At 44.6% G+C, this 25,759-nt stretch carries 27 protein-coding genes and 1 other annotated feature; of the genes, 13 read left to right on the top strand and 14 right to left on the bottom strand.

Annotated elements, in window-relative coordinates; all coding sequences use genetic code 11:
* Positions 1–108: 108 nt before the first annotated feature.
* Complete coding sequence (gene aspS / locus SNR28_RS15235) at positions 109–1,887, bottom strand: aspartate--tRNA ligase (RefSeq protein ID WP_375753518.1); 1,779 nt, start codon at positions 1,885–1,887, stop codon at positions 109–111.
* Between the two features lie 259 nt (positions 1,888–2,146).
* Between aspS and SNR28_RS15230 the strand changes: the two genes are divergently transcribed.
* The 6 genes from SNR28_RS15230 (at position 2,147) to SNR28_RS15205 (ending at position 8,200) form a co-directional block, all read left to right on the top strand.
* Complete coding sequence (locus tag SNR28_RS15230; protein WP_375753517.1) at positions 2,147–3,013, top strand: DUF72 domain-containing protein; 867 nt, start codon at positions 2,147–2,149, stop codon at positions 3,011–3,013.
* 62 nt (positions 3,014–3,075) lie between these two features.
* Positions 3,076–3,804 (top strand): carboxy-S-adenosyl-L-methionine synthase CmoA, encoded by a 729-nt coding sequence (gene cmoA, locus SNR28_RS15225; RefSeq protein ID WP_375753516.1) that lies wholly within the window; start codon positions 3,076–3,078, stop codon positions 3,802–3,804.
* A gap of 19 nt (positions 3,805–3,823) precedes the next feature.
* Positions 3,824–4,795, top strand: a complete 972-nt coding sequence (cmoB, locus tag SNR28_RS15220; RefSeq protein ID WP_375753515.1) for a tRNA 5-methoxyuridine(34)/uridine 5-oxyacetic acid(34) synthase CmoB — start codon at positions 3,824–3,826, stop codon at positions 4,793–4,795.
* A gap of 126 nt (positions 4,796–4,921) precedes the next feature.
* Complete coding sequence (locus tag SNR28_RS15215; RefSeq protein ID WP_375753514.1) at positions 4,922–5,704, top strand: ATP-dependent zinc protease; 783 nt, start codon at positions 4,922–4,924, stop codon at positions 5,702–5,704.
* 8 nt (positions 5,705–5,712) lie between these two features.
* Positions 5,713–7,221, top strand: a complete 1,509-nt coding sequence (locus SNR28_RS15210) for an inactive transglutaminase family protein (protein WP_375753513.1) — start codon at positions 5,713–5,715, stop codon at positions 7,219–7,221.
* Between the two features lie 4 nt (positions 7,222–7,225).
* On the top strand, positions 7,226–8,200 hold the full coding sequence (locus SNR28_RS15205) for an alpha-L-glutamate ligase-like protein (RefSeq protein WP_375753512.1): 975 nt from the start codon (positions 7,226–7,228) through the stop codon (positions 8,198–8,200).
* A gap of 142 nt (positions 8,201–8,342) precedes the next feature.
* Here SNR28_RS15205 and SNR28_RS15200 read toward each other — a convergent pair whose 3' ends face one another.
* Both SNR28_RS15200 and cysS read right to left on the bottom strand, forming a co-directional pair.
* Positions 8,343–8,921, bottom strand: a complete 579-nt coding sequence (locus SNR28_RS15200; protein ID WP_375753511.1) for a thymidine kinase — start codon at positions 8,919–8,921, stop codon at positions 8,343–8,345.
* Positions 8,922–9,030: 109 nt separating this feature from the next.
* Positions 9,031–10,413 carry a cysteine--tRNA ligase gene (gene cysS, locus SNR28_RS15195; RefSeq protein WP_375753510.1) on the bottom strand — a complete coding sequence of 461 codons (1,383 nt, stop codon included), beginning with the start codon at positions 10,411–10,413 and terminating at the stop codon, positions 9,031–9,033.
* A gap of 209 nt (positions 10,414–10,622) precedes the next feature.
* On the opposite strand from cysS, the gene SNR28_RS15190 reads away from it, so the two are divergent.
* The 4 genes from SNR28_RS15190 to SNR28_RS15175 all read left to right on the top strand — a co-directional run bounded on the left by SNR28_RS15190 (position 10,623) and on the right by SNR28_RS15175 (position 13,686).
* Positions 10,623–11,117 carry a peptidylprolyl isomerase gene (locus SNR28_RS15190; RefSeq protein WP_375753509.1) on the top strand — a complete coding sequence of 165 codons (495 nt, stop codon included), beginning with the start codon at positions 10,623–10,625 and terminating at the stop codon, positions 11,115–11,117.
* A gap of 36 nt (positions 11,118–11,153) precedes the next feature.
* Entirely contained in the window at positions 11,154–11,885 is a 732-nt protein-coding gene (gene lpxH, locus SNR28_RS15185) for a UDP-2,3-diacylglucosamine diphosphatase (protein ID WP_375753508.1), read from the top strand.
* 90 nt (positions 11,886–11,975) lie between these two features.
* The gene (locus SNR28_RS15180) at positions 11,976–13,184 is read left to right on the top strand and encodes an EAL and HDOD domain-containing protein (RefSeq protein WP_375753507.1); all 1,209 of its coding nucleotides are present in this window, start codon (positions 11,976–11,978) and stop codon (positions 13,182–13,184) included.
* Positions 13,177–13,686: a YchJ family metal-binding protein gene (locus tag SNR28_RS15175; protein WP_375753506.1), complete on the top strand. Its 510-nt coding sequence runs from the start codon at positions 13,177–13,179 to the stop codon at positions 13,684–13,686. The genes SNR28_RS15180 and SNR28_RS15175 overlap by 8 nt, the downstream gene beginning before the upstream one ends.
* A gap of 36 nt (positions 13,687–13,722) precedes the next feature.
* Here SNR28_RS15175 and SNR28_RS15170 read toward each other — a convergent pair whose 3' ends face one another.
* On the bottom strand, positions 13,723–13,992 hold the full coding sequence (locus SNR28_RS15170; RefSeq protein ID WP_375753505.1) for a hypothetical protein: 270 nt from the start codon (positions 13,990–13,992) through the stop codon (positions 13,723–13,725).
* Positions 13,993–14,196: 204 nt separating this feature from the next.
* On the opposite strand from SNR28_RS15170, the gene mnmA reads away from it, so the two are divergent.
* The 3 genes from mnmA to purB are packed head-to-tail and all read left to right on the top strand — an operon-like array spanning position 14,197 to position 17,349.
* Positions 14,197–15,306, top strand: coding sequence for a tRNA 2-thiouridine(34) synthase MnmA (gene mnmA, locus SNR28_RS15165; protein WP_375753504.1), 1,110 nt, complete (start codon positions 14,197–14,199; stop codon positions 15,304–15,306).
* A gap of 14 nt (positions 15,307–15,320) precedes the next feature.
* Positions 15,321–15,941, top strand: a complete 621-nt coding sequence (hflD, locus tag SNR28_RS15160; protein WP_375753503.1) for a high frequency lysogenization protein HflD — start codon at positions 15,321–15,323, stop codon at positions 15,939–15,941.
* Positions 15,942–15,978: 37 nt separating this feature from the next.
* Positions 15,979–17,349: an adenylosuccinate lyase gene (gene purB / locus SNR28_RS15155; protein ID WP_375753502.1), complete on the top strand. Its 1,371-nt coding sequence runs from the start codon at positions 15,979–15,981 to the stop codon at positions 17,347–17,349.
* A gap of 56 nt (positions 17,350–17,405) precedes the next feature.
* Here the strand turns inward: purB and SNR28_RS15150 are convergent, their stop codons facing one another.
* The 10 genes from SNR28_RS15150 to hisG all read right to left on the bottom strand — a co-directional run bounded on the left by SNR28_RS15150 (position 17,406) and on the right by hisG (position 25,540).
* Positions 17,406–17,705: a nucleotidyltransferase family protein gene (locus SNR28_RS15150; protein ID WP_375753501.1), complete on the bottom strand. Its 300-nt coding sequence runs from the start codon at positions 17,703–17,705 to the stop codon at positions 17,406–17,408.
* Complete coding sequence (locus SNR28_RS15145) at positions 17,698–18,120, bottom strand: nucleotidyltransferase substrate binding protein (protein WP_375753500.1); 423 nt, start codon at positions 18,118–18,120, stop codon at positions 17,698–17,700. The genes SNR28_RS15150 and SNR28_RS15145 overlap by 8 nt, the downstream gene beginning before the upstream one ends.
* Positions 18,121–18,290: 170 nt before the next feature.
* Complete coding sequence (gene hisIE, locus SNR28_RS15140) at positions 18,291–18,938, bottom strand: bifunctional phosphoribosyl-AMP cyclohydrolase/phosphoribosyl-ATP diphosphatase HisIE (protein ID WP_375753499.1); 648 nt, start codon at positions 18,936–18,938, stop codon at positions 18,291–18,293.
* Positions 18,935–19,708: an imidazole glycerol phosphate synthase subunit HisF gene (gene hisF, locus SNR28_RS15135; protein WP_375753498.1), complete on the bottom strand. Its 774-nt coding sequence runs from the start codon at positions 19,706–19,708 to the stop codon at positions 18,935–18,937. The genes hisIE and hisF overlap by 4 nt, the downstream gene beginning before the upstream one ends.
* Entirely contained in the window at positions 19,690–20,427 is a 738-nt protein-coding gene (hisA, locus tag SNR28_RS15130) for a 1-(5-phosphoribosyl)-5-[(5-phosphoribosylamino)methylideneamino]imidazole-4-carboxamide isomerase (protein WP_375753497.1), read from the bottom strand. Before hisA ends, hisF begins: the two co-directional genes overlap by 19 nt.
* 141 nt (positions 20,428–20,568) lie before the next feature.
* Entirely contained in the window at positions 20,569–21,186 is a 618-nt protein-coding gene (gene hisH, locus SNR28_RS15125) for an imidazole glycerol phosphate synthase subunit HisH (RefSeq protein ID WP_375753496.1), read from the bottom strand.
* Complete coding sequence (gene hisB, locus SNR28_RS15120) at positions 21,187–22,260, bottom strand: bifunctional histidinol-phosphatase/imidazoleglycerol-phosphate dehydratase HisB (protein ID WP_375753495.1); 1,074 nt, start codon at positions 22,258–22,260, stop codon at positions 21,187–21,189. It abuts the gene before it with no gap.
* Between the two features lie 25 nt (positions 22,261–22,285).
* Positions 22,286–23,326: a histidinol-phosphate transaminase gene (hisC, locus tag SNR28_RS15115; protein ID WP_375753494.1), complete on the bottom strand. Its 1,041-nt coding sequence runs from the start codon at positions 23,324–23,326 to the stop codon at positions 22,286–22,288.
* A gap of 5 nt (positions 23,327–23,331) precedes the next feature.
* The gene (hisD, locus tag SNR28_RS15110; RefSeq protein WP_375753493.1) at positions 23,332–24,639 is read right to left on the bottom strand and encodes a histidinol dehydrogenase; all 1,308 of its coding nucleotides are present in this window, start codon (positions 24,637–24,639) and stop codon (positions 23,332–23,334) included.
* A 4-nt stretch (positions 24,640–24,643) separates the two neighbouring features.
* Entirely contained in the window at positions 24,644–25,540 is an 897-nt protein-coding gene (gene hisG / locus SNR28_RS15105) for an ATP phosphoribosyltransferase (protein WP_375753492.1), read from the bottom strand.
* A 52-nt stretch (positions 25,541–25,592) separates the two neighbouring features.
* Positions 25,593–25,722, bottom strand: a sequence feature (His leader region).
* Positions 25,723–25,759: the final 37 nt, after the last annotated feature.

The raw sequence follows: 25,759 nt of genomic DNA, 5'->3' as shown, positions 1-25,759 counted from the left end.
TGATACTCTTGACGAATCATCTAGGTTGAAGGAATCCATACGATTTATCAAATCGCAGACACAAAAAGCCGGGGCTTGCCCCGGCTTTTTATCAATGCATTTGCAATTTTACTCAGCGTCTTTCTCTTTCGCAGTTGTCACTGCAATTGCAAGCTCTTCAAGCGCTGCTGGATTTGCAAGGCTTGGCGCATCTGTCATCAGACACGCTGCTGCTGTTGTTTTAGGGAATGCAATCACGTCACGGATATTTTCCGTACCACATAGCAGCATAACCAGACGGTCGAGACCGAATGCCAAACCAGCATGCGGTGGCGTACCAAACTTCAGAGCATCAAGCAGGAAGCCAAATTTCTTCTGCTGCTCATCTTCTTCGATACCCAGAATATCAAATACTGCTGATTGCATCTCTGCGTTATGGATACGAACAGAACCACCACCCACTTCGTAGCCGTTAATAACCATATCGTAAGCGTTAGAGTTTGCTGATGCAGGGTTCTCTTTTAGCTCCGCAGCGGTTACACCTAATGGAGAAGTGAATGGGTGGTGCATCGCGTGCAAGTTACCCTCATCATCTTCTTCGAACATTGGGAAATCAACAACCCAAAGTGGTTTCCACGCAGAAGTATCAGTAAGCTCAAGATCGATACCCACTTTAAGGCGAAGTGCGCCCATCGCTTCTGCAACGGTATTCGCTTTGTCTGCACCAAACAGGATGATGTCACCAGACTTAGCACCAGTGCGCTCAAGAAGTCCTTTGATAACGTCTTCGCTGAGGAACTTAGCAACCGGAGACTGAATGCCTTCCATGCCTGCATCGATGTCGTTCACCTTCATCCACGCCAGACCTTTCGCACCGTAGATACCTACGTACTTGCCATACTCGTCAATCTGCTTACGAGTCAGTTTTGCGCCACCCGGTACACAAAGTACAGCTACGCGACCTTTTTCATCGTTAGCTGGACCAGAGAATACTTTAAACTCAACGTCTTTCACCAGATCAGCCACGTCCACCAGCTCTAGCGGGTTACGTAGATCGGGCTTATCGCTACCGAAACGACGAATCGCTTCTTCAAATGGCATCACCGGAAACTGACCAAGGTCTACGTTCAGCAGTTCCTGCCACATTTCACGAATCATGCGCTCAGTCACTTCACGAACCTGATCCGCAGACATGAATGAAGTTTCGATATCGATCTGAGTAAATTCAGGCTGACGGTCAGCGCGAAGGTCCTCGTCACGGAAACACTTAACAATCTGGTAGTAACGGTCAAAACCAGACATCATCAGCAACTGTTTAAATAGCTGTGGCGACTGAGGAAGTGCGTAGAAACTACCTTTATGAACACGAGACGGTACAAGGTAGTCACGAGCACCTTCTGGCGTTGCTTTTGTCAGAACTGGGGTTTCAATATCCAGGAAATCGTTACCGTCCAGAAAGCGACGAACAAAGCTAGATGCTTTTGCACGTAGCTTGATGTTATTGCTCATTTCCGGGCGACGAAGATCGATGTAGCGATACTTCAGACGCTGCTCTTCCGTGTTATTCTGGTTGAAATCCAGTGGAAGCACATCAGATTTGTTGATGATTTCCAGGCCAGTTGCCAGCACTTCAACTTCACCAGTTGCCATATCTTTGTTGATCTGGCTTTCCGGGCGAGCACGAACTTCACCTGTAAACTTGATGCAGAATTCGTTTCTAAGTTGGTTGGCGACTTCAAAAACGTCCTTCATATCCGGGTCAACAACTACCTGAACGATACCTTCGCGATCTCGCATATCAACGAAAATAAGACCGCCTAAATCGCGGCGACGGTTTACCCAACCGCACAGTTCAACAGTTTGTCCAACAAGGGACTTGTTCAGGTGACCACAATACTGGGTACGCATAATGAAATTCCCAATCTCTTAATTCAATTAATGCCAGTGCAGACGGACCTTTTTCCTATCTGCGTTCGAACCCACATTTATACTCGGAAAGTCGTTTAAAATCGACCTTTGCTGATACTTTTTCTTATAAAAAATGACCTCTTTCTTTAAATCGACCAGAAAACAATCAATTTATAACGTTTATGTAAAATTCTCTCTTAGTAATTTAAGAGAGAGTTTTGTAGAGTTATTAGTAATAGGGCTTTAGAAAGGAACTGCAATGGACACCGTCCCAATTCGGCTTGGATTAACGCTTTGGTCTCACAACCATTGGCTCAACTCCTTCTATGGAAAAGGAACCAAGCCCGCAGAGAGGTTGGAGAAATACGCAGCTGTTTTTAATACTGTAGAGGGTAACACCACGTTCTATGCGACGCCCTCCAGCCAGACGGTAGATGCATGGAATCGGTCGACACCTGAAGATTTTAAGTTCACGTTCAAACTTCCCTCCTCAATTACTCACCAAAATCAGTTACGAAATTGTCAGGGGCTCCTTCATGAGTTTCTGTCTGTTATGGAGCCTTTGTTTAGCAAAATTGGGCAATGGACTATCCAGTTACCCGCATCCTTCTCACCAGAGCACCTTTCTGCACTAATTACATTTTGTGAAATGATGCCTAAAGAGGTAAAACTAGGCGTCGAGGTGCGCCATCAAGGATTTTTTGCCAAGGACGAGAATGAAAAAGCGTTTAACCACTGGTTAATAGAGAAAGAGATCAACAGGATTATCATGGATAGCCGGCCAGTATTTTCCGCGGCTCCGACTAGCGAAGCCGTTATAGACGCTCATAAAAAGAAACCTAAAGTACCAGTACACGCTATTGCAACCGCTCACAACCCTATGATTCGTTTTATCGGTCATCCAGACCTAGAAGAGAACAACGCATTTTTTACTCCATGGTTGAAAAAGTTACCTCTATGGGTAGCAGAAGGAAAGCAACCTTATCTGATGATTCATACTCCAGACAATATAGAAGCCCCGGAACTCGCTTTAGCCTTGCATAGACAGTTGCAGACACAATGCCCTCTTCCAAAGCTCCCGGATTTTCCTGCGAACTCAGATCAGCAACAGCTAGATATGTTTTAAGTGACATAACCCGCCGAATCTCATAAAATACGCCCCCAATTTTTAGTGGCGGATACCCTGATATGAACAACAGAGACGATATATTCTCATCTCCAATCGATAATATTGGTAACTTCTCGTTTGATGAAAATGTAGTTGAAGTGTTTCCGGATATGATTCAGCGTTCGGTTCCAGGCTACAGTAACATAGTGTCGGCAATCGGAATGCTTGCTGAGCGTTTTGTAAAGCCAAACAGCAATATCTACGATCTGGGTTGTTCTCTAGGGGCATCTACCCTTTCTATCCGACGTAATATTAAGCAGGAAGGATGCACCATATACTCTATCGACAACTCTAAAGCGATGGTGGAAAGGTGTAAGTTGCATGTCAACGCTTATCGCTCTGATACACCCGTGAATGTCGTTGAAGCAGATATTCGAGATGTCGACATTGAGAATGCCAGCATGGTCGTGCTGAACTTTACTCTGCAATTTCTATCTCCTGAAGATCGCCATGCGCTACTTGAGAAAATATACATGGGTTTGCGTCCTGGCGGCATTTTGATCTTGTCAGAAAAATACATCTTCGAAGATGAGCGCTCTAATGAGTTGCTGATAGACCTTCACCACGATTTTAAACGAGCAAATGGCTACAGCGAACTGGAAATCAGTCAAAAACGAAGCGCTATCGAAAACGTGTTGATTCCTGACTCTGTTCCAATGCATAAAAAACGTCTCTCTGAGATCGGATTCAGTAGTGTTGAAGTTTGGTTCCAGTGCTTTAACTTTGGCTCAATGTACGCAATTAAATAAGCGACTAAAGATTTTAATAATGTTTAATTTTTCAGATTTCTACAAACTTATTGCTCAGGACACGGTTCTCCAGCCCTGGCTAAACATTCTTCCGCAACAACTTACCGACTGGCAAAATGCGGAACATGGTGATTTCGAGCGCTGGTTAAAAGCCCTTAAAAAGATCCCAGATGGAACACCAGACCATATTGATCTTAAAGCATCTGTATCGGTTTCAAACAACGAACCGCTTCCTAACGGTGAACTAAAGAAACTGGAAAACCTACTTAAAACCTTCCACCCTTGGCGTAAAGGCCCATACGAAATGCACGGTATCCATATCGATACTGAATGGCGTTCCGATTGGAAATGGGATCGTGTGTTGCCACATATTTCTCCCTTAAAAGATCGCTCAGTACTTGATGTCGGCTGTGGCAACGGTTACCACATGTGGAGAATGTTAGGAGAAGGCGCACGCTTGTGTGTTGGTATCGACCCATCCCACCTTTTCCTCGTTCAGTTTGAAGCGATTCGTAAACTGATGGGCAATGATCAGCGAGCTCACTTGCTTCCTCTCGGTATTGAGCAACTGCCAGAACTTAAAGCTTTTGACACCGTGTTCAGCATGGGCGTCTTATATCATCGTAGGTCACCGCTAGACCATCTGATTCAATTGAAAAACCAACTCGTATCTGGTGGTGAACTCATTCTGGAGACTTTGGTAATCGAAGGTGATGAGAACGCAGTACTTGTCCCTGTTGATCGTTATGCTCAGATGAGAAACGTGTACTTCTTCCCATCAGCAAAAGCATTAAAAGTCTGGCTAGAGAAAACCGGATTTGAGGATGTCAGAATCGTCGATGAGAACGTGACGACTACAGGTGAACAGAGAACAACCACCTGGATGACGCATAACTCACTACCTGATTATCTTGATAAAGAAGACCCGACAAAGACTGTCGAAGGTTATCCTGCACCAAGAAGAGCAATATTAGTCGCAAGAAACCCATAAATCTGCTGACTATATAATCAAATTCGATTCTCTGACTTAATGCTAACAATAGGGTGCTTCTCGCACCCTTCTTTGTAGGCTAAACTCCCACCGGGTCTCAATTTTTTAGCCAAAATAAGGTAGTCAATGAAAACGACCGTTCTTTCACTTGTGGTCCTGTCGCTGCTGTCAGGATGCACACTCACAAATGGAGAGAAGTACAGTAAGGACACGATTGACGCAATCCAGCAGTCTGAAACCAATCTCAATCAAAAGCTTTCAATAATAAACCTTGCAGTTAGCAATCAGTCTGACTATATCGAAAGCCTCGAAGATGAAGTTGTCGCCTTAAAACAAGAGATGGTTTATCTCGAGCAAAAGATAGAACAAGACAACGCCAAAGCTTCGGGTCAAAGCCAGAAAAAAGCACAACCAGCTGAAAATAAAAACGTTTCTTCTTTGAGTCAGACAACAGTTTCGGACGAATTAATTGTACTTGGTGCAATAGAATCCGTCACAATAGATTCGTTAGATAAGTCGTTTGATGCACGCATTGACACTGGCGCAAAAACCTCTTCACTGAACGCTATCGATCTTCAGGAGTTTGAACGCGAAGGCAAAACCTGGGTGCGATTCCACCTAAATGAACCGAGCGCCCCGAAGGGAGAGCAAGACTGGATAGAAGCACCTGTTCAAAGATACGTAAACATTCGACAAGTATCATCAGAAAATAAGTTAGAAAAACGTCCAGTAATAGAATTGTGGGTCAAGATTGGAAATATCCATGAAAAATCACAATTTACATTGGCAGATCGCTCTCATATGAGCCACTCTATCTTATTGGGAAGAGAGTTTATTAAAGACATAGCGGTTGTCGATGTCAGTAAACGTTTCCTTCTTTCTACGTCAGATAAAAATAATCAAAGTTAGGGAAAATTATGATTTCAAGAGTTCCTTTCTACCTACTGATCGGATTATTAGTCGTTGCAGGTATCTCTCTGTGTATTACCCGACATGATAATTACGGTGTACCGTGGACACCTGGTGAAAAACGTCAGGTGTGGGATATAGAAGCCAGAATCGAATTTAGCGGCATTGGTGAACCTGCAAAGGTGTCGTTGGCCGCACCAAGCACACAGCAAGGTTATACTCTCATTGAAGAATCTTCATCGTCACCAGGTTACGGCGTTGCTTACCTTGAAACTGATATTGGTCGACGTGCTGAGTGGTCTGTACGCCACGCAAATGGCGCTCAAACCATCTACTACAAAACCCAGTTTTTAGAAGATGAACGTGCGGATGTTAAACCAATTCCGCCATCTGACAATCCAATTTTGAAGCCAACACTTGACGGCCCACAAGAAGCAGCAGCACAGGCAATTATCGATAAAGCCACTCAACGCTCTGCGGACAACATCACCTTCACTCGTGAGCTGATTAAAGCGTTAAATGACTCGGATAGTCAGAATGCATCCCTACTTCTTGGTGAAGATTCAAAGGCTAAAACCACCTCTCGCATTCTTTCTTATTCTGATATCCATAATAAGATTGTTGGTGTCATCTTCCTAGAAGACGGTCGTCGACGCCAGAGCATCACCCAAATGGTTCAGGTCTGGGATGGCAAAAACTGGATCTTGTTCGACCCAGAATCGGGTGCTCAAGGGCAGCCTAACCATGTACTTGTTTGGGACGAATCCAATGTTTCTCTGCTAGATGTCATTGGCGGCAAAAATAGTCAGGTACACTTCTCAATGATTGCTCAGGAAGTGTCCCCTAAGTCCGCAACAAGCGCGAAAATTGAAGCAGACAACCTGATAAACTTCTCGATACATAGCTTGCCACTCGAAGAGCAATCTATGTTCAAGACCATCATGCTGATTCCTATTGGTGCTCTTATCGTTGTATTCCTGAGGATCATCGTGGGGCTTAAGACTTCCGGTACCTTTATGCCGGTTCTTATCGCAGTAGCTTTCGTACAGACTCAGCTAGTTACGGGTATTGTTGGCTTCTTACTTATTGTGGGAACCGGCCTGGTCATTCGTGGCTACTTAACAAAGCTAAATCTTTTGTTAGTTGCCCGGATATCCGCAGTAATCATTACTGTAATACTCATTATTTCTGTGTTTACTGTTGTTGCTTTCCGTGTTGGTCTAACGGAAGGTCTGAGTATCACCTTCTTCCCTATGATCATCCTCTCCTGGACAATCGAACGTATGTCGATTCTTTGGGAAGAAGAAGGGGCGAAAGAAGTGCTGATTCAGGGCGGTGGTTCTCTACTCACTGCGGTTATTGTTTACCTGGCAATGACTAACCCGTTTATTCAGCACCTGACATTCAACTTTATCGGTGTTCAACTTCTGGTTCTGGCCGCAATTCTGGCTCTGGGTAACTACACAGGTTACCGCCTGACAGAACTAAGACGCTTCCAGCCATTATCGGAGGACTAAGCCTATGCTTGGAAAACTAACCTCCCCTTTTAAACTTCGTGATAAAGGCATAATGGGGATGAACCAGAGGAACCATAGCTATATCGGCCGTTACAACGACCGAAAAAAGTACCCTCTGGTAGATGATAAGTTAAAGACTAAAATCATCGCAGAAAAAGCAGGAGCAACAACACCCGCCTTAATTGGCGTGATTAGTACACAGTCTACTGTGAAAACCGTTCACAAGATGGTAAAAAACTGGCCGGGTTTTGTAATAAAACCCGCTCAGGGAAGTGGTGGTAAAGGTATTCTGGTTATCGTCTCTCACAAAGATGGTGTTTACACTAAACCTTCAGGCGCAACTATCAACGAAGCAGATGTCGAACGCCATATCAGTAATACACTTGCTGGCCTGTTTTCTCTGGGTGGCAAAAATGATGTTGCCGTCGTCGAAAACCTGATCAAGTTCGATGATTGCTTTGAAGGCTTTAGCTATGAAGGCGTGCCTGACGTACGCATTATCGTCTTCAAAGGCTACCCTGTGATGGCCATGATGCGTCTTTCAACTGCTGCATCCGACGGAAAAGCAAACCTACACCAGGGTGCTGTGGGGGTAGGGATAGATATCGCGACTGGAAAAGCCGTTCGAGCGGTTCAGTTCGACCAGCCAGTGACACATCACCCTGACACCGGAAAGGACTTGAGCACTCTTCAGGTACCGCATTGGGAGAAGCTATTAACGCTGGCTTCTAGCGCGTGGGAAATGACTGGACTTGGCTATATGGGTACAGACATGGTTCTGGATAAAGAAGAAGGCCCAATGGTACTGGAGCTTAACGCCCGCCCAGGTCTGGCAATCCAGATAGCAAATGGCTGCGGCATCCTTCCTCGTCTTCAGCATATCGAAAACTTAAACCTGGAAGACCTGCCGCCAATAGACTACCCAAGACCCGAAGAGCGAGTAGCTTACTCAGCGAAACAGTTTGGTACTGGGGTGTAATTCTTTAACACCCGGAAGGTTCTAGAGAGGCTTTCCGGGTGTACTCTACGGAATAAACATGCGAACCACTGAAGGTTACATCAACTCATTCAACTAACCTGAGCGGTTTATGGAGTAGAGTATATCCGGTAAGCCGACTACCCTACTTCCCCAACGCCTCTTTATAGTGCTGACGACATACAGACACATATCGGTCATTCCCACCAATCGCCACCTGATCACCTTCCGCAATCGGATTACCGTGTTCATCAGTACGAATTACCATATTCGCCTTACGACCGCAGTGACAAATTGTCTTAAGCTCAATTAACTTATCCGCCCACGAAAGCAGATATTTACTTCCCTCAAACAACTCGCCAAGAAAATCTGTACGAAGCCCATAACACAGTACCGGAACGTTCAGCTTATCCACCACCTCAGTTAGTTGATAAACCTGCTCTCTCGACAAAAACTGACACTCATCAACAAGTACACAATGAAGCTTCTCTTCTTTGTACAGCTTCTCTACTGCCTGATAAAGATCTGTATCTGGTCGAAATAGATGAGCATCTGACTGCAAACCAATTCGAGAGCTTACTTTTCCTACACCGTATCTGTCATCCAGCGCAGCAGTAAAAATTACCGGATTCATGCCTCGTTCCTGATAATTGAACGAAGATTGCAAAAGGGTGGTAGATTTACCCGCATTCATTGCGGAATAGTAGAAGTACATCTGAGCCACTGGGCGGTCCTCTGCTTGTATCAAATCGTTGACGATATTCTTTCGTCTTAAATAAAAAATAGCCCCGAGAAATATCTCAGGGCGTATGAAATTCAATGAAAAGAGAAGGTTAGCCTCTTCTCCAAGTCGTACCTTCCGGTCCGTCTTCCAAAACGATACCCATTTCGTTCAGCTTGTCACGAGCCATATCTGCATTTGCCCAATCTTTTGCTGCACGAGAATCGTTTCTTAGCTTGATCAGTGCTTCAATTTCAGCCACTTCATCATCATTGCCTGCATCACCTTTCAGAAATGCTTCAGGATCTTGATAAAGAATACCAATCACATCAGCAAGCTCACGCATCAGCGCACCTAACTTAGAAGCTGTTACTACATCTTCATTCTTCAGGCGGTTGATCTCGCGTGTCATATCGAATAGTACTGAATACGCTTCAGGTGTGTTGAAGTCATCGTTCATTGCATCGGTAAAGCGCTGAACATAAGCTTCGCCACCCGCTGGCTCAGCAGACATATCTAAGCCACGAAGAGCCGTATACAGACGCTCTAGTGACGCTCTGGCCTGATTCAGGTTCTCTTCACTGTAGTTTAGCTGACTACGGTAATGACCGGACATCAGGAAGTAACGAACGGTTTCCGCGTCATAGTGCTGAAGCACATCACGAATAGTAAAGAAGTTACCGAGAGATTTAGACATCTTCTCTTTGTCAACCATTACCATGCCACTGTGCATCCAGGTATTTACATACTGGGTATCGTGAGCACAGCATGACTGAGCGATCTCATTCTCGTGGTGAGGGAACTGAAGATCCGAACCACCGCCATGGATATCAAAGTGGTTACCAAGGATCGCAGAGTTCATTGCCGAACATTCAATGTGCCAGCCAGGACGACCCGGGCCCCATGGCGATTCCCAAGTAGGCTCACCCGGTTTAGACATTTTCCATAGTACGAAATCAAGTGGGCTTTTCTTCGCGCTTTCTACATCAACACGAGCACCGGCCTGAAGTTGCTCAAGATCTTGCTTAGAAAGACGACCGTACTCATCGTACTTGCTTACTTCAAACATCACGTCACCGTTATCGGCAACATAAGCAAATCCGCGCTCAATCAAACGTTCAACCAGCTCAACAATCTCTTTGATGTAGTGCGTTGCACGAGGTTCGACATCCGGACGCTTCATGTTCAGGGAATCAAAGTCTTGATACATGTCCTGAATAAGGCGCTCAGTCAGAGAATCACAGCTTTCACCATTCTCAGCAGCACGTTTGATGATTTTGTCATCGATATCTGTAATGTTACGAACGAAATTAAGATCGTAACCCAGGTAACGCAGGTAACGTGAAACCACATCAAAAGAAACGAACGTACGACCGTGACCGATATGACAGAGATCGTAAATAGTCACTCCACAGACATACATACCGACTTTACCGGCAGTAATGGGTTTAAATTCCTCTTTCTTTCGTGTGAGTGTGTTATATATTTTCAGCATGATCTCTATCTGGACTTAATTAATAAAATCAGAGCGAGAGTATAACAATTCCATCTGCTTTAAGTCACTCCAATTCTGCTCTTAAATTGTTCAATTAAGTACCTGAAATACAGCTAAGGTTTGATTGTAAGCAATGTTCAGCTAGACTAGGTTCATCGGAGTTCTAATGAACTCGCATTACAACCTGAATAAATCGAAAGGAATTAATCATGATCGTCCTTCATACCAACTTTGGCGACATCAAAGTTCAGCTAAACGAAGAGAAAGCACCAGAAACTAGCGCGAACTTCCTACAGTACTGTAAAGATGGTTTTTACGACAACACTCTGTTCCACCGTGTTATTGACGGTTTCATGATCCAGGGTGGCGGTATGACTTCTGGCCTGAAAGAGAAGGCGACTCGTGCACCAATCAAAAACGAAGCGAACAATGGCCTGAGCAACAAAGTCGGTACATTAGCGATGGCTCGCACAATGGAACCGCATTCTGCAAGCTCTCAATTCTTTATCAACGTAAACAACAACACATTCCTGGACTTTAAATCAGAAAGTCTTGATGGTTGGGGTTACTGTGTATTCGCTGAAGTTGTAGAAGGCATGGAGATCGTTAACAAGATCAAGGGTGTTAGTACTGGCACTATGGGTATGCACCAGGATGTACCACTAGAAGAAGTGGTTATCACTGGAACAACTATCGAAGAGTAAGATATATAGGGAAGCGCAAGCTTCCCTTATTCCATTATGACGACACTTTTTATATCTGATCTCCACCTCACCCCTTCCCAACCTGATATCACTCATTGCTTTATGGCATTTATGGAAAACGAAGCCATACACGCTGATGCTCTGTATGTTCTTGGTGATCTTTTTGAGTTCTGGGTTGGTGATGACGACAACAATCCATTTAATCAAAAAATTAAGCAGGCTTTTAAATCACTGACGAGTAAAGGTGTACCTTGTTATTTTATCCAGGGTAATCGCGATTTTCTTGTTGGAAAACGTTTTGGTAAAGAAACCGGAATGACTATTCTGGATGAAGTCAGTGTTATCGACCTATATGGTGAAAAAACCTTGATCCTTCACGGTGATACCCTATGTATAGATGATCACAAGTACCTGGCTTACCGCGAAAAAGTACACCAGCCATGGTTACAATGGGTATATAACCGACTTCCACTTTTCGTTAAGAAAAAAATTGTCTCCAAAGTTCAATCGGATATTGGCGAAGAGAAAAAAGAGAAATCACTTGAAATCATGGACGTTAACCAAGCCGAAGTTGAACGAATCTTGGCGCTTCATAGCAGTAACATGATGATTCACGGTCACACACATCGTCCCGCAGTTCACAATTTTGCTAACAAGACCAGAATTGTTCTTGGTGACTGGTACAAACAAGGTTCAGTATTAGTAGTAACCAAGGATGAAAAAAGGTTGGAAGTCAGAGATTTTCAAAAACTAACAACCGATAATTAAACTATATCAACTCATGATTTTTTCACTAATTCATCGTACCATTAGAGTTTAGTGTTATATGTTTTACTAAGGGAAGTACAGTAAGAACACATGAAATATTCTTATGTCGCTCGTCAACCGATCCTCGATGCTGATAAAAACACTGTTGCATACGAGTTGCTATTTCGGGATGGCCCCAAGAACACCTTCCCGGAAGTTGAACCGGAGTTGGCGACTAGCCGACTACTCTCAGATCAGTTCCTTAGTGCTCACAACACATCAATCGGTGGGAAGCTAGGTTTTGTTAATTTTCCATATACCAGCCTGATTAATCAGGTCCCTGCTCTGTTCCCAAAGAAAAACATCGTTGTTGAGATACTGGAAGATTGTGAACCTACGGATGAGTTACTAGAAGCAATAAAGGCACTGCACGCCAAAGGATACAAGATAGCGCTTGATGACTTTGTTCCTAGCCCAGAATGGAAGAGGTTTCTTCCTTATATCGCCTTAATCAAGTTTGATATCAGAATAGTCTCTATTGAAAAGGCCGCTAAATTTATCCAGCGACTAAAAGGCACCCATATCGAATTTCTTGCTGAAAAAGTAGAAACTTACGAAGAATTTCAACAAGCACTTTCTGTAGGTTTTAAATACTTTCAGGGGTATTTCTTCAGCAAACCAGAAATCATCCAGCAAAAAGCAATCCAACCTTCATTCTTAACCGTTGTTCAGCTTTGTAAAGAAGTGGCTGCTGACGACATAAATTACGAAGCGGTAGACCGCATAGTATCGCAGGATGTATCGCTTTCTTATAAGTTACTTAGATACGTCAACTCGTCAGCAAATATCACTTCACAAATCAGCTCTTTCCACCAGGCTTTAGTATATTTAGGCCAAGAAAGGTTGCGTAAGTTTATTGCACTTGTCGCGATTGCAACTGGACAGGAAAACAAGCCTGATGCGTTGTACAGCTTGTCTATCCAACGAGCGAGGCGCTGCGAGTTGATGCTACATGCGCATGATAAACGCTTGGATAGAAGCCAGGCTTTCTTGGTTGGCATGTTTTCTTTGCTCGATTCACTACTTGATCAACCGCTGGATGTGATTATCGACTCCATACCACTTGATGAAGAAATAAAACAGGCACTACTTACCAGGCAAGGCATCTTAGGTACGATTCTCTCTTTGTCTGTCGCCTACGAGCACGCAAACTGGTCTGAAGTTGAGTTGCTGCTGAACGAGACAAATCTCAGCCCGGAAGACATACAACAGTGCTATGTAGAATCAAGTGAGTGGGCAGAGGAACTTTTTAGTGCTTAAACAAAACTTATGTCCATGTGGCAGCAACAAAGAGTACGCTTTTTGTTGCAAACCAGTACACAACGATCACAAAGCCGCGATTTATCCTGAGCAATTAATGCGCGCACGTTACAGTGCGCATGTTTTAAAATTAGTCGATTTTGTTGTTAACACTTATCACTCTTCTTGCCATGCTGAAAACGAACGCGAAGGTATTCAGGAATCCATCAATCTAGAGTGGCAAAGACTGGAAGTCGTTTCTGCCAAACAACCAGATGGCGATGAAGGGTTTGTTGAGTTTAAAGCCTTCTTATTAGAAGACGGTGTCGAGCACTGTATGCACGAAAAGTCTCGTTTTTTAAAAGAAAATGACCTTTGGTTCTATGTCGACGGTGTATTTCCCGAAGAACAAATACCAGCAAACGTTCTTCCATCGAACAGCACCGAAAAATCAGAGAAAGTGGGTCGTAACGATCCATGCCCGTGTGGCAGCGGTAAGAAATTCAAAAAATGTTGTGGCTAAAATGCAGGGCTCAGCGCCCTGCACTTTTGATAAACGTTACTCGCCATCCATAAAGCTAATATCTGGTAACATATCTAAATGTTCAGCGTAACGTTTTTCGTTAAACGGTTGCTGGTTTTTCATTACATCAAAAATTTCTATCGACACTGCACATGCCATCATTGCGATAGCATCCTCACGAGAAGTACCTGTCATCGTGAGTCGCATCAGGGTCTCTTTGGCTTTCAAAGGTTTACCATCTTCCAATTGGTTTTCGATCACTTCTAGAAGCATCGCTTCATCAATATATTCTGAGCTCTCAGTCATTATTTGCTAATCCTATAAAATCCTTGCGCAACCAAATCTCTAAATCTTTGCGCAACTATGACAGAAAAAGGCAAAAATGCGAGTATTTTGCGTGGCGACAGCCGAGTTTCCCAAAATCAAAACTGTGAACAATGTCTCTAAACTGTATCCTTACGAATCTTTCTGATAGAATCACCGCCCGTGTATTTATAGTGGTGTTAGCCAATGTCTGAAAATAGCCAAAAGAAAGTCATTGTCGGTATGTCCGGTGGTGTTGATTCATCTGTATCTGCCTACCTTCTGCAGCAACAGGGGTATCAGGTAGAGGGCCTGTTCATGAAGAACTGGGAAGAGGATGACAACGAGGAATACTGTACAGCTGCGGACGATCTGCGAGATGCACAGGCTGTTTGTGACAAGCTAGGCATTCATCTGCACACCATTAACTTTGCAGCAGAGTACTGGGACAACGTTTTCGAGTACTTCCTTGCAGAATACAAAGCTGGCCGTACGCCCAACCCTGATATTCTTTGCAACAAAGAGATCAAGTTTAAAGCATTTCTGGACTTTGCTGATGATGTACTGGACGCAGACTATATTGCGATGGGCCATTATGTTCGTCGCACTTTCCCTGAAAATGGTGAAAAGCCTCAGATGCTACGCGGCCTTGATGGTAACAAAGATCAAAGCTACTTCCTATATACTCTGGACTCAGATCAGATTGCTCGCAGCCTGTTCCCTGTCGGTGAACTTGAAAAACCTGAAGTACGCCGTATTGCCGAGGAACAAGATCTGATCACCGCTAAGAAGAAAGATTCTACCGGCATCTGTTTTATCGGTGAGCGCAAATTTACAGATTTTCTTTCTCGCTACCTCCCTGCACAACCGGGTAAAATTGAAACACCGGAAGGCAAGGTTATCGGTGAGCATATGGGCCTGATGTACCATACTCTTGGTCAGCGTAAAGGCCTTCATATTGGCGGCCAAAAAGGTGGCGGCGGCAATGAAGAACCGTGGTATGTAGCAGATAAAGATCTAAAGCGTAATGTGCTTATTGCGGTTCAGGGTGCGGATCATCCTCTTCTGAAATCTAAAGGCCTGCTAGCATCGCAGCTTCACTGGGTGGACAGAGAACCAATTAAAGAACCACTAAGCTGTACGGTAAAAACCCGATACCGCCAACAGGATATTCCATGTACAATCATCCCTGTTGATGATCAGAATATCAAAGTTATCTTTGACGAGCCTCAGGTAGCAGTGACACCGGGCCAGTCAGCAGTATTTTATAAAGATGATGTTTGCCTTGGTGGCGGCATTATTGAAGAAAGAATCTAACAAGGAGTTTCTACGTGGCAAATTCACTTTATGACCGTACTATCGCTTTCGCAGGAATGTGTCAGGCTGTTGCTTTGGTTCAACAGGTTGCAAAAGACGGTTATTGTGATTCTGACGCGTATGAAACTTGTCTAAAATCGATTATCAATCTAAGCCCTTCAAGCACTTTAGATGTGTTTGGTCACGAGACAAACCTAAAAATTGGTTTGGAAACCTTAGTTAAGGGCATTGATAGCACGCCAGCAGGTAGCGAAGTAACCCGTTACCTAATTAGCCTGATGGCTCTGGAACGCAAACTAAACGAAAAGCGTGAAGCTATGGCGCAGTTGGGAGACCGACTGCAAATGATTGAACGTCAGGCTGATCACTTTGAGCTTTTGGATGACCAGATGTTATCCAACATTGCCAGCGTTTATCTGGACGTTATTAGTCCTATCGGACCAAGAATTCAGGTAACCGGCACCCCTTCAGTTTTACAGCAAACCTCCAACCAGCAAAAAGTTCGCGCATTACTGCTTTGCGGTATTCGTTGTGCCGTACTTTGGCGTCAGGTTGGTGGTAAGCGCCGCCATATGGTGTTTGGTCGCAAAAAAATGGTCGAGCAAGCACAAATTCTTTTGGCAAGAATTGCATAACCCCACCACTTAGTAAATTTTATTCAGGAGACACATCATGGAACTGTCAGCATTGACTGCTGTTTCACCGGTAGACGGCCGCTACGGAAGTAAAACGATTGCGTTACGCAGCATCTTTAGTGAGTATGGCCTCCTAAAGTACCGAGCTATCGTTGAAATCCGTTGGCTACAGAAGCTTTCTGCAACGGATGCTATTAAAGAAGTACCCGCTTTCAGCGCAGAAGCAAACAAGTTCCTTGACGAACTGGCTGCAAACTTCAGTGAAGCAGATGCAGCACGTATTAAAGAGATTGAGCGTACAACCAACCACGATGTAAAAGCGGTTGAGTACTTCCTGAAAGAGAAAGTAGCAGACGTTCCTGAACTTCACGCTGTAAACGAGTTCATCCACTTCGCTTGTACCTCTGAAGATATCAACAACACTTCTCATGCTCTGATGCTAAAAGAAGCGCGTGATACTGTTATTCTTCCTGAAATCAAAAACATCATCGATGCTATCCGTGCTCTTGCAGTTGAGTATCGTGACATTCCACTTCTTTCACGTACACACGGTCAGCCAGCTTCTCCATCAACCATGGGTAAAGAGATGGCGAACGTTGCATACCGTATGGAACGTCAGTACAAGCAGATCGAAAACGTTGAAATTCTGGCGAAAATCAACGGTGCTGTAGGTAACTACAACGCTCACCTTTCTGCATACCCTGAACTGGACTGGCACAAGTTCAGCGAAGAGTTCATCACAGAATCTCTGGGTGTAGCTTGGAACCCATACACAACTCAGATTGAGCCGCACGATTACATTGCAGAACTGTTTGACGCTATTGCACGCTTCAACACTATCCTGATTGATTTCGACCGTGACGTATGGGGCTACATCGCTCTTGGTCACTTTAAGCAGAAGACAATCGCTGGTGAGATCGGTTCTTCTACAATGCCACACAAAGTTAACCCAATCGACTTTGAAAACTCGGAAGGTAACCTTGGTCTTGCAAACGCAGTATTTGGTCACCTGGCTCAGAAACTGCCTATCTCTCGCTGGCAGCGCGACCTGACAGATTCAACAGTACTTCGTAACCTTGGTGTAGGTGCTGGCTACGCGATCATTGCGTACACTTCAACTCTGAAAGGTATCAGCAAGCTGGAAGTAAACCGTGAAGCTCTACTTGCAGAACTTGACCAAAACTGGGAAGTACTTGCAGAGCCAGTACAGACTGTAATGCGCCGCTACGGCATCGAAAAGCCATATGAGAAGCTAAAAGAGCTGACTCGTGGTAAGCGCATAGACGGTGAAGCAATGCGTAACTTTATCGACGGTCTTGAACTTCCAGAAGAAGAGAAAGCTCGTCTGAAAGAGATGACGCCAGCTAACTACATTGGTCAGGCAATCGAGCTGACTGATAAGCAGTAATCGCTTCTTAGTGCTATAAAAAATGCGAGCTATGTGCTCGCATTTTTGTCACTAATTCAAACCACTAGTAAGCTTTCATTCCTTTTCAGAAAATTCTGTTTAAAGTTTTCCGGCATAACGTTCCAGTCAAAAACCTGAACGAAGATAGGTATGTTTGATTCTTTTAAGGCTTGTTGAAAGTCGATCAAGTTGTTCATCTCACCCTCAGGGGTAAACATCATCAAATCCAGGTCTGATGCAGGCTGTGATGATCCTTTAACTCTACTCCCGTAAGCCTTAAGTTCTGTGCCTTTTACCAAAAACTTTCTTGCGAGTTGTTCAATCGCCTGACGATCCTTATCCCTAAGATCAATCATATTCATGATCCCTCAACACAAGTTCCAGAGCTCTCACATCTTCAATAAACATAGGCAGTAAAGATAACGTCTTTTCTGCAAAATCAACTCCGTGGTCATGTGCCAGATGATTACGATTGTCCCGATATTCTAACCAGCGCTCTGCCTCTTCTAATGAAATAAGTTCATATTGCGCAGCATGACGAAACAGGTCCTTAAAGAAAAGCTTGTTTACCGCTCTTGTACTGTGCATATAAGGTGCTAATGCCTTTTTCAGCAATTTGCCTGATTGTTCTAGAATAATTTCAAACTCTTTCACGCAAGCAGACCGATACATCTCGTATTGGATGGACTCTGCCTCAGAAGACTCCAATAGTTTTTGAGCTTCCGTCAATGTCTTAATACAACGGTCGAGAAATGTAGTATCGATTTTCACTGTAATCAATGCCTTAATAGGATTCGGGACAACAAGGGTAATTGTGACATAAGAAAGCATGACTATCACGGTTTGTAACAAAGAAAAAGCGATCAGAGCATAACCCTGATCGCTTTATTATTCTGTTATCTGTAGGACGAAGTCCGTCCTATAACCTGTTGCCTGTAACCCTATTTATGTCTTTCTTTCAGCTTATTAATCACATCATTCAGCGATAAGCCCTGATCCTGAAGTAGAACCAGTAAGTGGTAAATCAGGTCTGCTGACTCACATACAAGCTCAGCTTTGTCGCCAGAAGTTGCGGCAAGGGCTACTTCGACGCCCTCTTCACCTACTTTCTGAGAAATACGCTTAGTGCCGCGAGCATACAAACTTGCTGTGTAAGATGAATCTGGATCAGCATCCTTACGAGCTGCCAGAAGCGCTTCTAACTGGCTTAACCATACAAGCTGAGACTCTTCCTGTTTATCCGCATCAAAACAGGTTGTAGTGCCTGTATGACACGTTGGGCCAATTGGGTCTACTTTAACCAGTAGTGTATCTTCGTCACAATCAAGCGCGATATTTTTCAGCTGAAGGACGTTTCCGGAAGTTTCGCCTTTCGTCCATAGGCGCTCTTTGGTACGAGAGAAGAATGTCACCTGCTCGGTTTCAGCGGTTTTCTTCAATGCATCCTGATTCATGTATCCCATCATCAGAACCTGGCTAGACTGAAAATCCTGAACAATCACAGGAACCAGACCATCAACCTTTTCCCAGTTGATACGCTCAATAATGCTTTCGATATCCTGAGCTTTAAAGCTCTCTGTCAGGCTCATATACGGATCTCCACGCCTTCTGATTTCAAATACTGTTTTAGCTCACCAATGTTAATGACTTGCTTGTGGAAAACGGATGCTGCCAATGCGCCATCAACATCCGCTTTTTTGTAGGCTTCAGCAAAATGCTCCATAGCACCCGCCCCTCCTGAAGCAATTAATGGAACGTGGCAGACTTCGCGAACCATGTTTAGCTGTTCTAAATCGTATCCATTACGAACGCCATCCTGGTTCATCATGTTCAACACTATTTCACCAGCACCACGTTTCTGGACTTCCTGAACCCAATCTCGGGTTTCCCATTTGGTTGCTTTAGTGCGCTCTTCATCACCGGTAAACTGGTATACCTGATATTTACCCGTCTCTTTGTCGTAGTAGGAGTCGATACCCACAACGATACATTGAACACCAAACTTATCTGCAAGGTCAGTAATAAGCTCTGAATTTGCCAGTGCCGGAGAGTTGATGGAAACTTTATCCGCACCAAATTCAAGTATACGCGCTGCATCTTCTGCTGACTTGATACCACCAGCCACACAGAAAGGAATATCAATGACTTCCGCTACGCGGGCTACCCAGCTTTTATCAACGACACGACCATCTGAAGAGGCCGTGATATCGTAAAACACCAGTTCATCAGCACCCTCTTCGGCATAGCGCTGCGCGAGAGGAACAATATCACCGATGATTTCGTGATTACGAAACTGAACGCCTTTTACTACCTGCCCGTCACGGACATCAAGACACGGAATTATTCGCTTTGCCAGCATTCGAATGCCTCCTCTGCTGTGAACTTACCATCCAGTAGAGCACGGCCAACAATAACACCGGACACACCCGTACCTTTCAGCGCCTCGATATCTTCCAGTTTGCCGATACCACCGGATGACTGGAACTGAATCTGAGGATAGGTATTACACAGGTCGATATAGAGTTCTACGTTTGAACCGGCAAGTGTGCCGTCACGAGAAATATCTGTACATAACACGTGAGTCAGTCCAACAGTCAGGTAGTTTTCGATTAGTTCTTCGATAGAAACACCTGAATCTTCCTGCCAGCCTGAAACTGCCACACGACGATTGCCAAACTTATCAATATTGATATCCAATGCCAGAACGATTTTTTCTGCACCGTATTTTTCCATCCAGCCTTTTACCAGCTCTGGATCTTTTACCGCAGTAGAGCCCACAACCACACGTTGAGCACCTGCATCAAGCAGATCTTTTACGTCCTGCTCGGTACGAACACCACCACCGATCTGGATGTTTGCCGGAGTGCTTGCCAAAAGTTTCGCTATCAAATCAAGTTGACGCGCTGATGTATCTTTCGCACCGGTAAGATCAACAAGGTGTAACCAATCTGCTCCGGCTTTGTGGTACAGGTTAAACTGCTCAGCCGGATCAACTTTATACTCTGTAACCTGACCGTAATCGCCCTGATAAAGGCGAACCACCTGTCCTTCAATTAAATCTAATGCTGGAATAATCATTTTAATTCCTTTGTGTCTCGCTATTCCCTCGTTCCCACGCTCCTGCGTGGGAATGCGTATTTTGATTCTGCTCTATTGCACGATACTTATTTAATTTAGGTACCGTATGCATTCCCACGCGGAGCATGGGAACGAGCTCTATTAGAGCTCTAAAAAGTTCTGAATTAGCTTAGAGCCTGCTTTGCTCGAACGTTCCGGGTGGAACTGAACACCGTAGTAGTTTCCACTTTGAATCGCAGCTGAGAACGGATTTCCGTAATCACAGGATGCAATAGTGTAATCCCCGGCTGGCATAGCAAAGCTGTGTACAAAGTAGAAGTACTCGCCCTCTTCAATACCTTTAAATAGAGGGCTGCCAGCTTTCGCAGTAACTGTGTTCCAACCCATGTGAGGTAGAGGAAGATCACCCGTATCCATCAGTTTTACTTCACCATCACACAAGCCAAGACACTCTACGATATCATTCGCTTTAGAACCTTTTTCCTGAGAGAGCTTACCAAGCAGCTGCATACCAAGGCAGATACCAAGAAGCGGTTTTTCAACCTTCTTCACCAGCTCAATCAAGTTGCGCTCTTCCAGGTTGTTCATCGCTTCACTTGCTGTCCCTACTCCCGGCAAAAACAGCTTATCTGCAGCAAGAACCACTTCAGGATCCTTAGAAATGGTGACTTCATAGCCCAGCCTCTGGATTGCGAACTTTACAGAAGATACATTGGCACAGCCTGTATCAATAATAACGACCTTCTGAGTCTGACTCATTTACAGCACTCCCTTACTGCTTGGCATCTCATTACCTTCCACTTTGATCGCCTGACGAAGCGTACGGCCAAAGGCTTTAAAGATACTTTCTATGATGTGGTGGTCATTGTCGCCACTGGATGAGATATGAAGCGTACACAGCATCGTATCTGACAGAGATTTGAAGAAGTGCTCTGTCATTTCGGTAGAGTAATCACCCACTGTTTCGCGGCTAAACTTAGCATCAAATACCAGATAAGCACGGCCAGAAAGGTCCAGAGCACATTGCGCCAGACACTCATCCATCGGAAGCGAAAAGCCAAAGCGACCGATACCACGCTTATCACCCAAAGCTTCACGAAGTGCCTGACCTAGCGCCAGAGCGGTATCTTCTACCGTGTGGTGATCGTCGATATGCAAATCACCTTCGACTTTCGCCTTCATCTGGAAACCGCCATGCGTCGCAATTTGATCCAGCATATGGTCATAAAAGCCAAGTCCAGTTGAGATCTCGTTTCCACCCTGACGATCCAAATTTACTTCGATAGAGATATCTGTCTCTTTGGTTTTACGAACAACTTTAGCAGTGCGCTCTTTTACCGTCAGGTCGCGCAGGATCTCGCGCCACCCCATAGTTTCAGGGTTGTATTGAATACCGCGAATCGCCATGTTTTCAGCAAGCTGAAGATCCGTTTCTCTATCCCCAATAACCGCTGAGGTTTTAAAGTCTACCTTACCATTTTGAAGATACTCTTTTACCAGGCCTAGTTTCGGCTTGCGGCAAGAGCAGTTGTCGTCATCAAAATGAGGGCAAATAAGCACATCATCAAACTTCACGCCTTGAGATTCAAAAATCTCCATCATCATATTATGAGGAGCGTCGAAATCTTCCTGAGGATAGCTATCTGTACCCAAGCCATCTTGATTAGTTACCATCACAAGGCGGTAACCTGCATCCTGAAGCGCTAATAAAGATGGAATCACAAAAGGTTCCAGCTTTAGTTTATCCAGTCTGTCGACCTGAAAATCCACCGGTGGCTCAACAATTAAGGTGCCATCACGGTCGATAAATAGAATTTTTTGTTGTTTGCTCACTATTACTTCCTTAACAATGTGGCGATTACTCCAGTGTTTCCTTTATAAATGCAACTGTCTTCTCACACTCTTCACGGTTACCAATACTGATACGTACGCAATCTTCAATTGGTGAATTACGAAGTATAATCCCATTATCCCATGCGGCTTTAAACAGCATGTCACCTTCAGGGAATCTAATCAGTGAATAGTTACCGTTACCGGGATAAACCGTTACACCTTCGAGTTTAGAGAGTTCTGCTTCGAGGTAGACTTTATTCTCATTCAGAACAGAAATCTGCTCTTTGGCACGGGCTAAACCAGAATCTGAAAGCGCCTGAGTAGCGATATCCGCCACAGGAACTGGTACTGGGTAAGGTGCAATTACCTTCAGCAAAACATTGATAAGAGACTCATTCGCTAAGGTAAAGCCACAACGCAGACCTGCCAGAGCAAAAGCCTTTGATAGTGTTCTAAGAATCGCCAAATTCTCATACTTGTCTAACAAATCTACAGTTGAAGCTTCAGGACAGAAGTCGATATAGGCTTCATCCATTACCACAATAGCTCTGTCTTTTGTCATCTCAAGCAGAGAGATAATAGCTTCGCGATTTACAATATTGCCCGTTGGGTTATTAGGACTGCAAACAAAAACCAACTTTACCGAATCTAAGTTTGCTTTAATCCCTTCCAGGTCAAGTTGCCAGTCAGCGGTTAAAGGAACGGTTTTACGCTCCACACCGATAGTCTCAGCACTGATTGAGTACATGCCATAAGTAGGGGGGCAATATAGAATCGAATCTTCACCCGGCTCACAAAAAGCACGAATTAACAGCTCAATACCCTCATCGGCACCACGGGAAGTCAGCGTTTGCTCTGCTTTAACACCCGCATAAGCAGCATAAGCATTGATAAGCTCAGGTGGCTGGCACTCACTGTAGCGATTCAGACGGTCAAAACTGGTTTTGTATTCATTGTCATAGGGTGACTCATTGGCATTTAGCCAAATATCACCACTACCACCAATACGACGAGCCGAAAGATAAGGCGTAAGCTGTTGAACCTGTTTCCTTGCAAGTTTCTCCATTCGCCTTATTCTCCTTTTTGCTGTTCTTTATTCAGAGCTTCTACACGGATCGTTACAGCACGTTTGTGTGCATCCAGACCTTCTGCTTCAGCCATAGTAACAACTGTTGGAGCAAGGCCAAGAATACCGTCAGCAGAAAGCTCCTGAACCGTCATTCTCTTAGAGAAGTCCGCAAGTCCCAGACTTGAGTACGTGCGAGTGTAACCATAAGTCGGAAGAACGTGGTTGGTTCCCGATGCATAATCCCCTGCTGATTCAGGAGACCAGTCACCAAGGAAGATAGAACCTGCGTTATCCAGAACAGGCAGTAGTTCACGTGCGTTTCGTGTCTGTACAATAAGGTGCTCTGGCCCGTAGAAGTTTGAGATAGACACACACTGAGGAATAGACTCAGCAATAATAATTACGCTTGAACCTAAAGCCTGCTCAGCAATAGAAGCACGGGAAAGCTCTTTAAGCTGTTTCTGAACTGCGTCTGCAACCTGATCTGCAATGACCGGAGATGGCGTAACCAGCACAACCTGAGAGTCCGGCCCGTGTTCTGCCTGACTTAGCAGATCCGCAGCAATAAACTCAGGGTTTGCATTTTTATCTGCAATGACCAGTACTTCTGAAGGCCCCGCTGGCATATCAATCGCCGCACCACGGAAATCGTTGCTCACCTGACGCTTAGCTTCGGTTACATAGGCGTTACCCGGGCCAAAGATTTTGTCTACCTTGGCAACGGTTTCTGTGCCGTAAGCCATAGCAGCAACAGCCTGACCACCACCAACATTATAAACTTCGTCAATTTTACAAAGCTTAGCCACATACAGAATCTCGTCTGCAATTGGCGGCGGCGAACAAAGTACTACTTTACGACAGCCTGCGATTTGAGCAGGCACACCAAGCATCAGTACAGTTGAAGGAAGTGGTGCGCTACCTCCGGGGATATAAAGCCCAACTTTATTGATTGGTCGTGTCACCTGCTCACAAACCACGCCCGGCTGAGTTTCTACGCTCAGTGGCTGAGGTTTTTGCGCTTTGTGGAAAACAGAGATATTGGTATAAGCCTGCTCTAGTGCCTGCTTCATCTCATCCGTCAAACGTTGAGATGCCGCTTCGATCTCTTCTTCAGATACACGAATAGATTCCGGTCGAATGCCGTCAAACTTTTCTGTTAGTTCCAATAGTGCTTCGTCACCTTCTGAGCGAACTTTTTTGATTACCTCTTCAACTGCGGCAGTGATATTTGCGCCTTCAGTAATCGCAGGGCGCTCAAGAACAGAATCTTGCTGCTCTTCACTCAATGATTGCCAGACAACTGTCTTCATGGTGTTACCCCATCATCTTCTCAATCGGTAGTACCAGTATTGAGCTTGCACCCAACTCTTTTAGCTGCTCCATCTCTTCCCAGAACAGGTTTTCAGTGCTTACCAGGTGAACCGCTACACGATTCTTTTCTTCAGAAAGTGGCAGTACGGTTGGATCTTCTGCACCCGGAAGTAGTCTCTTGATTTCTTCCAGCTTATCCGTTGGTGCGTGAAGCATAATGTACTTAGATTCTTTAGCCTGAATAACGCCCTGCATACGAGTCAGAAGTTTATTGATCAGAGCTATTTTATCTTCGGTAAACTCTCCTGCTCGCTGGATAAGCGTTGCTTTAGAACGGAAAATCACTTCAGCTTCTTTAAGGCCATTCGCTTCAAGCGTTGCACCAGTAGAAACCAAATCGGCAATAGCGTCTGCAAGACCAGCACGTGGAGCAACTTCTACAGAGCCCTGAAGCAGACAAGTACTGAAATCAACACCCTGCTCTTCCATGTAAGCTTTTAGTAGGTGTGGGTAAGTTGTCGCAATACGCTTTCCAGCCAGATCCTGAGGACCTGTGTACTCTTCATCTTTATCAATTGCGATAGAAAGACGGCAGCCACCAAAGTCCAAACGGCGCAGAGCAACAAATTCACTAGGTTCGTTTAACGCGATACGATCCAGACGAACTTCTTCCAGTTCGTTTTCACCGATAAAGCCAAGATCTACCACACCATCCATTACAAGGCCTGGGATATCGTCATCACGAACAAGCAGAAGATCAATCGGCATATTTTCTGAGTGAACAACAAGACGCTCACCCATCAGGTTAAATTTAACACCACATTTTTTTAGTAGGTTCTGACACTCTTTGCTAAGGCGTCCTTTTTTCTGAATGGCAATTCTTAATCGTTGTGTTGGCATGCTATATCCCTGTAATAAATTCTGTCTGTTTAATAATTTTGTTGTGTTAAATACTAAAAAACCCCCGGAAGTTTTATCTCCCGAGGGTCTAAATCTGATGTTTCTGACTTAACCACCGGGAGATTGTCCCCCGGGTATGCGTACATCTCCCGAAAGACTACTCAGGATGATGGTGATGATGAATGTTCATTACAAAATTACGCATAAGTTTATTAGCTC

Origin of the sequence: Vibrio iocasae (assembly GCF_042245395.1) — a bacterium.
GTDB lineage: Bacteria > Pseudomonadota > Gammaproteobacteria > Enterobacterales > Vibrionaceae > Vibrio > Vibrio iocasae.
This window is presented reverse-complemented; position numbering and strand designations above follow the sequence as displayed.